We start from the raw sequence: 11,017 nt of genomic DNA on the forward strand, positions 1-11,017 counted from the left end.
CACGCCATGTGCACCCTTCCGGCCAACCATTGTCCAACAACTAGACATGCCTAAATAATGGACACATGATGGTGGTGTGAGTACAGAACGAGAGCAAGCACTGGCCGCACTGCGCGAGTGGTCCGTCCCCGGATGCCGCGCGGATTTGGTCGAGGCGGCCTGGAGGGCGGGTGCCACCGTGGTGGCGATCGCTGAGGCTGCCCGCGCCAAGAGCCGCCAGACCATCTACGACGACCTCAAGTCCCGGGGCATCGACCCCCGCCGTGACCGACCCAAGGAGACCGACATGACGATCAGCCCCGTGACCATTGAGGGCATCACCGGCACCGACGCCGTCAAGGACAGCGAGGTGACGGACGCCGCCGTCAGGCGCATCATCACCGAGAACCCCGGCATGCCGGAGGACGAGCAGCGCCAGCGCTTCGTGACCGAGTTCAAGCGGCTGGGCGAGGTCGAGAACACGCTGCGCTGGTACAACACCCTCCGCTCCCAGCTGCTGGAGGAGCAGGTCGCCCGCGAGGAGCGCGACCGCGCTCTGCACCTGGTCGAGGTCCGCTGGGAGGCCCTGGCCGACCCGAACAGCAAGGGCAGCTGGCTGCACGGACACCAGGCGTACGTCCGCGCCGTGGACGACGCCCGGATCGCCATCGACATGTGGGAGGAGCGCGCCACCGCCGCCGCGAAGTCCCCGGGAGCGGCCGCGCTGATCCCGGACGGCAACGGCGAGTACCACGGGACCTACCGGCGCATCCTCGACGCCGGCCACCCCGTCCTGACCGTCCCCGGCACCGACCCGGCCGCCGTCGCCGAGCAGCTGCGAGCCAACCTGGACCAAGCCCACGAACACCGCCAGCGCCAGGCCGGACAGACGCTCGGCCTCGCCACCGCCCAGAACTGATGAAGATGAAGGGGAACATCGTGCTGAATCTCGACCGGTTCGTCATCGACGACGGCCGCCACCTGCCCCAGCTCGTCATCGACGAGGATGCCTCCACCGCCGCCGGGACGGCCCGCTTCCGGGCCAGGTGCTCCTGCGGCCGGATGGCCTCCCACCCCGCGGGCACCCGCGAGCAGGCCCTGGCCGCCCACCTCGCCCACGTCAACACCAAGATCGGCCCGTCCAAGGGCCCGAAGTGGCTCCCTGCCGGCGCGCGCGTCATCATCCTGGCGGTAGCCATGCTGATCATCTGGGGCGCCTGCTACGCCACCGGCCAGGTCGTCACCCACGACCAGGACCTCACCGGCGCTACGGCCAAGACCGTCCTCGGCGGCTCTCATCTGGCCGGTCTCGCCCTGGCCTTCGGCCTCATGGTCGCCGCCCGGCGCTACATCGCTGCCACCCGCGCCTGACACCGCACCACGAGAAGCGGCGCCCGAAGCCATAAGAGGTGGCTTCGGGCGCCGCTTCGACTCTAGCGACCAGGCTGCGAGCCAACGAGAAAGCCCTCCACGAACTTTCGCGGAGCAGCACTAGCCAGGCCGCGATGCCGTAGCCGACGTGCACATCTGATCCAGGGGCCGGAGCCGCATGGCTTCGGCCCCTGGTCTGCCCTCTGGGGCCGGGGGAAGTTGGAAGGGCGTGGTGGCCATGAGCGCGTAGGGGGAAGACTGGCCGCATGAGGGCGAGCAACCGGGCCACCGTCTCCGGCCGCACCTATACCCGAACACGGCCGCGGGGCTTCGCCCCCTGGCGCCCGGCGCCGGCCACCCGCCGCCTCGTCGAGCAGGTCCAGGCCGTGCTCGCCGAGTACGACGCGTTCTTGCCGATGACCGCTCGCCAGGTCTTCTACGCCTTGGTGGGCAACTACCAGTACCCCAAAGACGAACGGGCCTACGCGAGGCTGCAGGAAGCCATCAACCGGGCCCGCCGCGCGGGACTGATTCCGATGGACTCCATCCGCGACGACCGCGCCGTGGTTCTGGCCCCCGACCCCGGCTTCGCCAGCCCCGAAGAGTTCCGCCGAACGGTCCTCGACCGCGCCGCCGCGTACACCAGGCCGCTTGACGAGGGGCAGCCCCGGGCGGTCGAAGTGTGGGTGGAAGCGGTGGGCGCCATGCCGATGATCGCCACCGTCGCCCACGAGTTCGGCGTGACCGTGTACGGCAGCGGCGGCTTCGAATCGGTCGCGGCGAAGCACGACGCCGCCCAGCGGATCGCCGCCCGACCGGTGGTGACCACCGTCCTGAGCCTGGGAGACCTGGACCCATCGGGCTGGTCCATCGTCGATGCCGCGGCCGACGATGTGGCGGTGTTCGCCGAGCAGTTGGGAGCCGAACCGCCGACCGTGTCACGGCTTGCCGTGACCGAGCAGCAGGTACGCCGCTACCAGTTGCCCACCGCACCGCAGAAGGCCACCGACCGGAGGGGGGCTCACATGGAAGCCACCGTGCAGGCCGAGGCGCTCTCCCCAGCACAGCTCACCACCATCGTCCGCACCGGGCTGGAAGCCGTCCTCGACCTGGACCAGCTCGCATGGGTCCGCCGCCGTTCCACGGCCGAACGCGAGCAGCTCCAGGATCAGCTGCGACGCCTTCAGTGGTAGCCGCTCAAGTCGGCGGCCGCGGTTGAGGTCCGTCAGCAGTTGAGCTGTCGCCGCGGCCGCCGCGCGCAGAGTAGCGCGGCGACCCGACCGAAGCCGCTTCATACGATCCGCTTACGGTCGTATGCTGCCTGTATGCCGAAGGAACGCGTCACCATCTCACTGGACGGCGAGATCGCCGCGGCGATCCGCAAGCTTGCAGAGACTGGCCAGACCGAGTCGGTCTCCGCCTACGTGACCGAGGCCGTCGAAGACCGCCTCGCCCGTCAAGAACGCGCTGAGCGGATCATCAAGGGCTGGGCCGCTGAGGCTGAGCAGAAGGATGCTGCCCAGTGGGCGCAGGCCCTGGACTGGGCACGTCGGACCGCGCACAAGGACGAGCACTCCGACACTAAGGGCGCCGCGTGATCGGCGGGTACATCCTCGACGCCACCGCCGTACGCCAGCTCGCTCAAGGTGGCCCGTACATGATCGCCAGGGTCTTCTACGCGGTCGAAGCGGTCCAGGCGCTCTACGTGCCCACCACCGCTCTCGCGGCCGGGCTCGTCGGGTTCGACCTCAACGCGGCGCGGCGTGAGCAGGTGGAACAGGCCTTGGATGCACCGGCGTTCCAGATCCACGACCTCGACCGGGCCACCGCACTGGCGGTCGCAGAGATCGCCACCATGGCTCAGGTCGACATCGCCACCGCCCATGTCGCCCACCTCGCGCTGCGCCGCCCCGGCCTGCCCGTGCTCACCACCCAGCCCGGCGAACTCCACAAAGTCCACCCGACCATCGAGGTCGAAGAGCTCCCCTGATCCCGCGGTCACCGACCGAGGGGTGGTTCGATGTCGCCGCCTTCGGCGTGATGAGCGAGGACGTCGACCAGGCGGTGGAGCGGCAGCAGAGCCGGATCGCGGCCGTCGGTGTAGCGCAGGACACGGACCAGGTTGTCGAGCAGCTGGGAGAGCCGGCCGTACGGCGCGGTGCGCTGCACCGCGCGCATCGAGTCCTCGCTCCACTGAGTTCGGGCAAGGCCTGCGGCGAACTGCAGCTCGGCGGCGCGGGGTAGCCACTGCCCGCGCTTGTAGTCCCCGTGCAGGGCCTCGGCGTCGCGGGTGAGGACGTGCCAGAGCAGATCGGCCGGTCCGAGTTCGGGGGAGTCACGGGCGGGCCGTCCCCTGCGGCAGGACTCGCACAGGCCGACAGATCGGGGCGGGCCCAGCGCAGGCCGTAGAACCACGGTTACGCCGGGGGCCGCCGGCGCGTCACAGAGATGGCATACCGGACGCACTGCAGCGAGTCGACGAGGGCGGCCGCGGGCTGGAAGAGGCGAGGTCACACGGTGCCCAACTGCCCTTCCCACTACGACGGCACGCCCGCACGCTCATCTCCGTGAAACCGGTCCGCAGGTACGCCCCCTCAGCCCCAGCAGCCTCAGTTTCGTTAAGTCGGACCCAGTTTCTGCAACGGGTGCATTCTGTGCCGCAACCGCGCACCGACGTACAACGGGAAGGAAGAAGTCCGGCGTTGTCGGTGGCATCCGATACCGTCGTCTCAGTGGCGTTCCGACCGCCCATCCTGGCCATATGCGCACCCACGCCGCGCAGGCCGCAACGGGAGAAGGTCCTCCGGGATCCGGGAGCAACCGCACGTCTGCTTGTCTGTTCTGCCCTTTCCGGGGGTCGCGTGGGGACCCAACTCAACCGGTCAGGAGGCGACCGTGACCAAGCGCACCACCGAACAGCAGCGCGCCCGTGATCTCCAAGACGCCGAAGGCATCGGCTACCACGAGGCCCTCAACCGCGTCCGCGCCGATCGTGCCGAACCCGTATCGGACGAGCAGACGCGGGAGGCGAACGAGCCGCCGGCCGTCGCGTACGTCCTGCAGCCCACTCCCGAAGAGGCCGCGGCCAACATCACCGCCGAGGAGCTCGGCGTACGCGCGCTCCCCGCCGACGCCACCCCCGCGCAGCGCGCCCACGCAGAAGCCGTATGGCGCGCACAGACCAACCCGGACCTGCCCTGCCGCTGCTCCGGGACCAAGTGCAGCCACGGCACCCGCTGCACCCAGGAGTACCTCCCCGAGACCCGGGGCGGCGACGTCGAGCAGTGCACCGGCCGCTTCGTGCACCTCGACCGGCATCCGGGCTCGATGTTCGACCTCACCGCCTGGTTCGACATCTACATCTGCGCCGACTGCGAGGAGAGCTACGAGACCACGGTGACACTGCCGGACATCCCGTGGGGCGAGGTCCGCGACCGCGACCAAGTCGACGGCGAGCGGCACACCGGAGTCGTGGGCGCGGACACAGTGACCGTGATCTACGACGGGATCAGGCACCCCAATTTCCCCGGCGCCGACCGCGACGAAGACGACGACGATTACGACGACGACCCCACCGGCTACTACAGCGGCCAGTGCCCCGAGTGCGGCGCAGGCGGGGGCGGTTACGAGGACTGCGTCTGTGACGCCGACTACGGCTGCGAGGAGTGCGGAGCTGGCGACCGCGACCACCCGTACGCCGACTGCGTCTGCTACGGCGAGGACGAAGGGGAGGCCGCGTGAACGCGGTAGCCGACGCCCGCGACGTCATCGCCCGCGGCCTGGCCGTCTTCCCCATCCCCGCCAACTCCCGGATCCCCAAGACGGGCTGGCAGCAGCTCGCCACCCTCGACAAGAACAAGCTGCCGAACTCCTCGACGGCAGCCGCAACGTCGGCATCGGCTGCCGCGCCTCCCGCGTCGTCGCCCTGGACCTCGACGTCATGCGCCGCCGCCTGGACGGCCCGAAGTACAACGGCATCGAGACCCTGCGCACCCAATGCGAGGATCACGGTGAGGACTGGCCCGACACCTTCACGGTGATGACACCCTCGGAAGGACTGCACCTGTACTTCCGGGTGCCGGCCGACTGCACCATCGGCAGCAGCACCACAGGGCGCAGCCCGCTCGGACGCGGGATCGACGTACGCGGTCCCGGCCGTCGCAGCGGCGGCTACCTCCTCGGACCCGGCTCCGTGCTCAGCGGCCTCGGCTACGTCATCACCCAGGACGTCCCCGTCGCGCCGCTGCCCCAGTGGATCGCCACCCTGCTCACCAAGCCGCGCCCATGGTGAGCCGCGACCTGTTCGACCACCACGAGGAATGCGACCTCCTGATGGTCGACGAGGGCGGGCACTGCACCTGCCCCGACGAGGACGACCCCCCGTATCGGCAGAGCCTGTACGAGGCACCGGTGTGGGGCGAAGACCGCAGTCCCCACGACGGCCGCCTCGCTGGCCCCGCCATGGACTGGTAGCACAGACGAAGGCGGGGACAGCGCAGTGGGCGCTGTCCCCGCCTTCGCGGAAGTGCGGTCAGTGACCGATGTCCTCGGGCTTCACGTGCCCTTCCTCGGCCATCTTCTGCAGGTAGCGCTGAACGGTCCGCGCCCCCACAGGGACCCGCTCGTCGGCTGCAACGATCGGACCCGTCACCGGCTTGTTGTCACGGAGGTACTCCAGGACAACCGCAACCGCCGACTCGTAGTTGGCCTGCCGACGATCGGCGTTCTCCTGGTCCTCCTGGCGCTCCCGAGCGTCACGCTCGCTACCACTCTCCACGGTGACGACCGTCGACATCCGGGGCCTCTTGGCGACGAGAGGCTGCGTCGAGTAGGCCATGGGCTGAGCAGCGCCAGCCTCGCCCTGCTCCTGGAGCTTGGCGAAGTCCTCTTCACCGGGGCTCACCGCACTGACTGCGGTGTAAGGGGCGTCCTGCTCAGGAGCGGTGTCCACGGAGCGCGCCCCGACGGGAAGGGCCGTTTGCTCAGGGCTGTTCTCCAACTCCCGCTGCTGAACAGCAGGAGCGATCTCCGGGGCCTGGAAGGTGGAGGGAGCCCTGTGGAGTGCGATCTTCAGGAGCTGCTCGTTGCTCGGCTTCACTCCGAGCTGCCGCATCTCGTAGACCTGAACATCCGTGAGCTCGCCGAGGCGCAGCTCGGACCGCAGATCAAGCGGAGCCTTGAAGCGCCAGAATCGCCCGTAGGCGTTGCGCAGGGCAGTCATCGCCCGCATTCGCTGCTGCTTCTTCGCCAGGCCCTCCTTGTGAGAGCCGATCTTCCACAGCCGCATGTACCGGAACAGGTGGGCGGTAGCGAACGGCGCGAGCACCCAGTCGATGAACGGGATGGGGTCCGGCCGCGTCCCATTGGCACGCCCGATCTGAACCCGGTAGGCGTGCGCGATGATCTCGGTGATGCCGATCCACAGGGCAGGCAGCGCAGCATGGGCGAGCTGTGCCGTGAAGTCGTTGGTGCTCGTGACGTTGAGGTGGATCGTCGCGTAAGTCAGGGCCCAGGCCATCCACCGCGGCCAGCCCAGCTCCATCCCGAAGCGGATCAGGACGAGGTAGAGCAGGCTGAACACGGGGATCGCGATGTCGACGGCGATCGGCACCAGCTCGGGGTGCTCAACGCCCGCGAGACGCATGCTCTTGGTGACGTTCTCGAAGGACATGAAGAGGCCCAGGCCACCGATACCCACGGCACCCAGCCCGATCACTGGGAACGTCAACTTCTCAGCCAGGGACAGCTTCGGCATCTTCCACGTCGTGGAGGGCTGCTCCTGGGACGTCGAATCCGTGAGGGCCGGCGGTTCGGTGCCGTTCATCCTGTCTCCTCCGTGACGAGTGGTCAGCATGGGCTTCCGCCAAGGTCGTTCATGCTAGCGCCAATAACCCATGAGTCGCATGGAACTTCCCCTATAGTGTTCAGTCGCTGAACACTTGTCAAGCTCTTGCCGGTAGTGTTGAGGCCTACCGCCGGGCCCGCAGAGAAGCGGACCGTATCCACAGGACCGGCCATGCACCGTGGGGCGCATGAGACGAAACCACACCCCGAAGAACCAGTTCCTCCCGTGCCACGCGCACGACAGCCTCGGCGCCGCTGACCAGTCAGCGTGCCTGCGACAGATACCGGCGGGTGTCCAGGCCCAGTTGACGTTCCTGCTCGACCGCCGGGCCGCCGAGTGGGCGAAGTTCTACCCGAAGGCCGGCCCCCGCCGCATCCGCCGACTCGCCATCAAGGACGTAGCGCGCATGCTGAACAGCCGACCCCGCACAGTGCGATGCCACGCGAAGGGCAGCCGCATGCGCCCCGGCCGCGCCCTGCGAGACCGCCTCAACTCCGAAATGATCCGCGCCTTCTGCCCCGTGCACCTCGCCGAAGTCGACGCAGAGAACGCAGCCCTCGCCGCGCGCACAGCCCGCCGCCACGCCGCGCGGAACGTCGAGAACCGGGAGCAAGCCCGGGTCAGGCAAGCGGCACTGCAGGCACGGCTGGGGCAGCTTCCGCCCGGATAGGCCTGTCACGCCCTCTGTCACGCCAAATCAGCGTGACACCTGTGACCTGCGAAAACACCGCCGAAACCCGGATCCTGGCCCTTCCGCAGGCCGGAGCGTGACGCGTGACAGCACTCCGATCGCGAGCAAGACCAGGGTCACTCATCCACGTCGAAGCCGTGCGCAAAGCCCTTGATCAACGGGTCGAGTTCGGCCCCAGCACCGCAAAGCGCACACAGCCGAGTACGCGGATCCTCCGCCGCGCTCAGGGCCTGGTCGACACTCAACGCGGGGGCGCCCGAGGGCGCCTCATCGCAGTCCGGGGCGTGCAGGACAGCACGATCAGGACCGCTGCCGACCAGCCGCTGCAGCACCCAGCCGGACGGCCGACGCTCTCCGAGGATCTCCTCGACGGCCGAGGGCGGCGGTAGCCGAGTCGTCGGCACCACCGCGGAGTCGTACTCGATCCCCTCGACTGGCAGGACCTGCAGCCCAGGAACCAGCCACATCATGTACTCGCGGACCTCGAGCCGACCCGCATCATCGTTGTTCCAGACATCAACGCCCGTACGGTACTGCCACGAACCGTCCGGCATCTGCTGGCGCTCATGGAGCCGCCCGCGCAGCTCCTCGCCATGGGGCATGACCACGCGTACGGGCAGCGGCGTGTACGCGTCATCGGGGACTTGCGTCATAGGCACACCGTAGATGCGGCGGGAGCCTCAACTGAGTGCTGGGACTCGTCCGGCGGGTGGCGACCCTGGGCAGGGTGATCCCGTCGAGACCAGCGACTTCAAGTCAGGTTGGGTCAGTTTTGATACGCCCTCTTGTGGTGTATCAAAACTGACCCGTACGGTTGTGGGCATGGACGACGCTGCTGAACAGAAGACACAGGCCCTCAACGACCTGCGCACATGGCGTAGTTGGACCGACCGCCGCGACCCGCTCATCTACGCGGCACACATCTCAGGCGCCTCGCTCTCAGAGATCCACGAGGCCAGCGGAGTCGCGAAGAACACCGCCCGCACCGCCATCGCCGCACAGGAGGAAGCCATGACCACCGCCACCGACGCCCTCGCCAAGTACCACCACCCGAACTTCATCTCCGTCGAACCGGGCCGCTTCCAGGGCGAGTTCAGGTTCACCTGGAAGCCGTTCACCGGCCGCGAGCCTGAGCCGGCCCGCCCCGACGCCTCGTACGAGGACGAGTCCCTGTCCAGCGAGGACCGAGACCGGCTCAACATGGAGTACCGGGCCGCCGAAGAGATGTGGGGCATCGCCCGCTTCCACCTCAAGGCCCGCCCCCAGGTCACCACGATGGCGCCGCTGTGGACCACCTACCAGACGGCCCAGACCGCAATGACGGAGGCCTTCGAGGCCTTGCTGTCCACCACCGACAACACCTGGCGCGCACAAGTCATGAAGCTGACCGACCTCCACCGCACCGCCCTCGCCGCGGCAGAGAAGTGGGATCAAGCAGCAGAGGAACTGGCCCTGATCCACAAGGAGTACTCAGAGGCCGTAGGCCCCGACAAGGACCGACGTGTCGAAGACCTGATCTCCGACTACAACACACCCACCCAGGGCTGGAAGGTGGACTGGTACTCCACGTACGAGATCCCCTCCTACCCCTGGAACCAGGAGTTCCAGACCCCGACCGTGAAGACGGTGACGGAGGAGATCGAACAGCAGAAGACCCGGATCCGCGAGGTTGCAGACCTCACCGGCGAACGCTGACTACCGAAGGGATGAGCACCGTGCTTGAACGCTTCGCTATCGACGACGGCCGCCACCTACCGAAGATCGTCATCGACGAGGACGCATCCACCGCCGCAGGAACAGCCCGCTTTCGCTCCACCTGCTCCTGCGGCCGGATGCCCCAGCTCCCCGCGGGCACCCGCGACCAGGCCCTTGCCAGCCACATCGCCCACGTCAATACCCGCCTTGGCCCCTCACGCGGCCCGGCCTGGATGCCACTCGGTCCGCGCGTCGCGATCCTGGCCATCACCATGCTGCTGACCTGGCTCGGCTGCTATGCCGCCGGACACCTCGTCGTCGATGAACTGGACTTCGGCACGACCGCCACCATGGCCGTGCTCGGCGGATTCCACTTCGTTGGCTTGGCGCTGGCCTTCAGCCTCATGGTCGCCTTCCGCCGCTACATCGCCCCCACCCGCGCGTAACCTGCGCCAGAAAACAAGCGAGGGCCGGAGGCATCGGAAGTGCCTCCGGCCCTCACCCAAACTGTACGTTTCACCAGGAGGAGAGCCATCATGGCTTCGGAACTGCCCGACATCTATGAGGCCCGCCAGGGGCACGCTCTACGTGAGGCAATGGAGCGTGGCGATACAGACGAAGCACGCAGGATCGTCCGGCACGTCATCGCCGAGGCCGCCCTCAATGACGACGAGAAAGAGATGTTCCGGGACACGCTCGCCGCCGCGTTCCTCTTCCGTGAGCAGATGCAGGCCGCGAAGCGGGGCGACCAGAAGACCGCCGATCGGATCGCCGAGTTGATGACCGCCACTGTGCAGCCGAGGATCATTACGCAGACCGTCGCCGCCGGCTACCTCCAAGCCGGGCTGCGCGAAGGGCTGCCCGCGAACCGACACGACCAGCTCATGGCGTGGATCGACGAACTCAACCTCGGGCCGGAGATCCGCACTGCCGCTGCCAAGGTCCGGCGTCTACCTGCCGAGACCGACAACTCCACGCAGGCCTGACTCCATGCCCAGTACTCCGATCACGACTGCCCCAACGATCAGGACGACGAAGGAGCCAGCACCGTGTTCGAACGTGTTGCCAACGACGAGGATGGAGCGGCGCTTGCTCGGATGCGCGATCGTCTCCGGGAGGAGCAGCGCCGCGTCAGGACGGCCGCAGCTGCCATGGTCATCAGCGTCCCCCTCGCGTTGTTGAGTGGGTGGCTCGCTGTACATCCGGCCCAGTCCTTCGCAATGCGTTGCCTGATGGCCGTGACTCTCGTGTTCATCGTGGTTGTCGACGTGTCGTGGGCTCGACGCTTCCGGATGGGATGGGTGTGCCGTAAGTCGTATCAGTGGCACGTCAACTACATGGAGAGGGAAGAGAAGTAGATGCTTCGACCGACGCCTCACCTTCGGCATGTTGATCTTGTCGGGCCTGCTGTGAGGTCCTGATAGAGGCCATTCCGG

At 67.9% G+C, this 11,017-nt stretch carries 16 protein-coding genes; 13 read left to right on the forward strand and 3 right to left on the reverse strand.

The window, feature by feature from the left end; translation table 11 throughout:
- The first annotated feature begins 76 nt into the window (after nucleotides 1-76).
- The 5 genes from OG430_RS49020 to OG430_RS49040 all read left to right on the forward strand — a co-directional run bounded on the left by OG430_RS49020 (nucleotide 77) and on the right by OG430_RS49040 (nucleotide 3,340).
- On the forward strand, nucleotides 77-898 hold the full coding sequence (locus tag OG430_RS49020) for a hypothetical protein (protein ID WP_327359822.1): 822 nt from the start codon (nucleotides 77-79) through the stop codon (nucleotides 896-898).
- Between the two features lie 20 nt (nucleotides 899-918).
- Nucleotides 919-1,350 (forward strand): hypothetical protein, encoded by a 432-nt coding sequence (locus OG430_RS49025; RefSeq protein ID WP_327359823.1) that lies wholly within the window; start codon nucleotides 919-921, stop codon nucleotides 1,348-1,350.
- Nucleotides 1,351-1,616: 266 nt separating this feature from the next.
- Nucleotides 1,617-2,543 (forward strand): hypothetical protein, encoded by a 927-nt coding sequence (locus tag OG430_RS49030; protein ID WP_327359824.1) that lies wholly within the window; start codon nucleotides 1,617-1,619, stop codon nucleotides 2,541-2,543.
- Nucleotides 2,544-2,675: 132 nt separating this feature from the next.
- The gene (locus OG430_RS49035; RefSeq protein ID WP_327359825.1) at nucleotides 2,676-2,948 is read left to right on the forward strand and encodes a ribbon-helix-helix protein, CopG family; all 273 of its coding nucleotides are present in this window, start codon (nucleotides 2,676-2,678) and stop codon (nucleotides 2,946-2,948) included.
- Entirely contained in the window at nucleotides 2,945-3,340 is a 396-nt protein-coding gene (locus tag OG430_RS49040) for a hypothetical protein (RefSeq protein ID WP_327359826.1), read from the forward strand. The genes OG430_RS49035 and OG430_RS49040 overlap by 4 nt, the downstream gene beginning before the upstream one ends.
- An 8-nt stretch (nucleotides 3,341-3,348) precedes the next feature.
- Here OG430_RS49040 and OG430_RS49045 read toward each other — a convergent pair whose 3' ends face one another.
- Entirely contained in the window at nucleotides 3,349-3,765 is a 417-nt protein-coding gene (locus OG430_RS49045; protein ID WP_327359827.1) for a hypothetical protein, read from the reverse strand.
- A 480-nt stretch (nucleotides 3,766-4,245) separates the two neighbouring features.
- Here OG430_RS49045 and OG430_RS49050 point away from each other — a divergent pair, with 480 nt between their 5' ends.
- From OG430_RS49050 to OG430_RS49060, 3 genes are read left to right on the forward strand one after another with little or no spacing between them, the layout of a single operon-like run.
- Nucleotides 4,246-5,091 (forward strand): hypothetical protein, encoded by an 846-nt coding sequence (locus tag OG430_RS49050; RefSeq protein ID WP_327359828.1) that lies wholly within the window; start codon nucleotides 4,246-4,248, stop codon nucleotides 5,089-5,091.
- A complete protein-coding gene (locus OG430_RS49055; RefSeq protein WP_327359829.1) occupies nucleotides 4,991-5,641 on the forward strand; it encodes a bifunctional DNA primase/polymerase in 651 nt (216 codons plus the stop codon). Before OG430_RS49050 ends, OG430_RS49055 begins: the two co-directional genes overlap by 101 nt.
- Complete coding sequence (locus tag OG430_RS49060; RefSeq protein WP_327359830.1) at nucleotides 5,635-5,823, forward strand: hypothetical protein; 189 nt, start codon at nucleotides 5,635-5,637, stop codon at nucleotides 5,821-5,823. The genes OG430_RS49055 and OG430_RS49060 overlap by 7 nt, the downstream gene beginning before the upstream one ends.
- A gap of 58 nt (nucleotides 5,824-5,881) precedes the next feature.
- Here OG430_RS49060 and OG430_RS49065 read toward each other — a convergent pair whose 3' ends face one another.
- A complete protein-coding gene (locus tag OG430_RS49065) occupies nucleotides 5,882-7,174 on the reverse strand; it encodes a DUF2637 domain-containing protein (RefSeq protein ID WP_327359831.1) in 1,293 nt (430 codons plus the stop codon).
- Between the two features lie 208 nt (nucleotides 7,175-7,382).
- On the opposite strand from OG430_RS49065, the gene OG430_RS49070 reads away from it, so the two are divergent.
- Nucleotides 7,383-7,865 carry a hypothetical protein gene (locus OG430_RS49070; protein ID WP_327359832.1) on the forward strand — a complete coding sequence of 161 codons (483 nt, stop codon included), beginning with the start codon at nucleotides 7,383-7,385 and terminating at the stop codon, nucleotides 7,863-7,865.
- 137 nt (nucleotides 7,866-8,002) lie between these two features.
- Here the strand turns inward: OG430_RS49070 and OG430_RS49075 are convergent, their stop codons facing one another.
- On the reverse strand, nucleotides 8,003-8,539 hold the full coding sequence (locus OG430_RS49075; RefSeq protein ID WP_327359833.1) for a DUF6233 domain-containing protein: 537 nt from the start codon (nucleotides 8,537-8,539) through the stop codon (nucleotides 8,003-8,005).
- 169 nt (nucleotides 8,540-8,708) lie between these two features.
- Between OG430_RS49075 and OG430_RS49080 the strand changes: the two genes are divergently transcribed.
- From OG430_RS49080 to OG430_RS49095, 4 genes are all read left to right on the forward strand, one after another.
- Entirely contained in the window at nucleotides 8,709-9,581 is an 873-nt protein-coding gene (locus OG430_RS49080) for a hypothetical protein (RefSeq protein WP_327359834.1), read from the forward strand.
- Between the two features lie 11 nt (nucleotides 9,582-9,592).
- Entirely contained in the window at nucleotides 9,593-10,027 is a 435-nt protein-coding gene (locus OG430_RS49085) for a hypothetical protein (protein ID WP_327359835.1), read from the forward strand.
- 90 nt (nucleotides 10,028-10,117) lie between these two features.
- Nucleotides 10,118-10,567, forward strand: a complete 450-nt coding sequence (locus OG430_RS49090) for a hypothetical protein (protein WP_327359836.1) — start codon at nucleotides 10,118-10,120, stop codon at nucleotides 10,565-10,567.
- Nucleotides 10,568-10,630: 63 nt separating this feature from the next.
- On the forward strand, nucleotides 10,631-10,939 hold the full coding sequence (locus tag OG430_RS49095) for a hypothetical protein (RefSeq protein WP_327359837.1): 309 nt from the start codon (nucleotides 10,631-10,633) through the stop codon (nucleotides 10,937-10,939).
- Nucleotides 10,940-11,017: the final 78 nt, after the last annotated feature.

Source organism: Streptomyces sp. NBC_01304, from assembly GCF_035975855.1.
Taxonomy (GTDB): Bacteria; Actinomycetota; Actinomycetes; order Streptomycetales; family Streptomycetaceae; genus Streptomyces.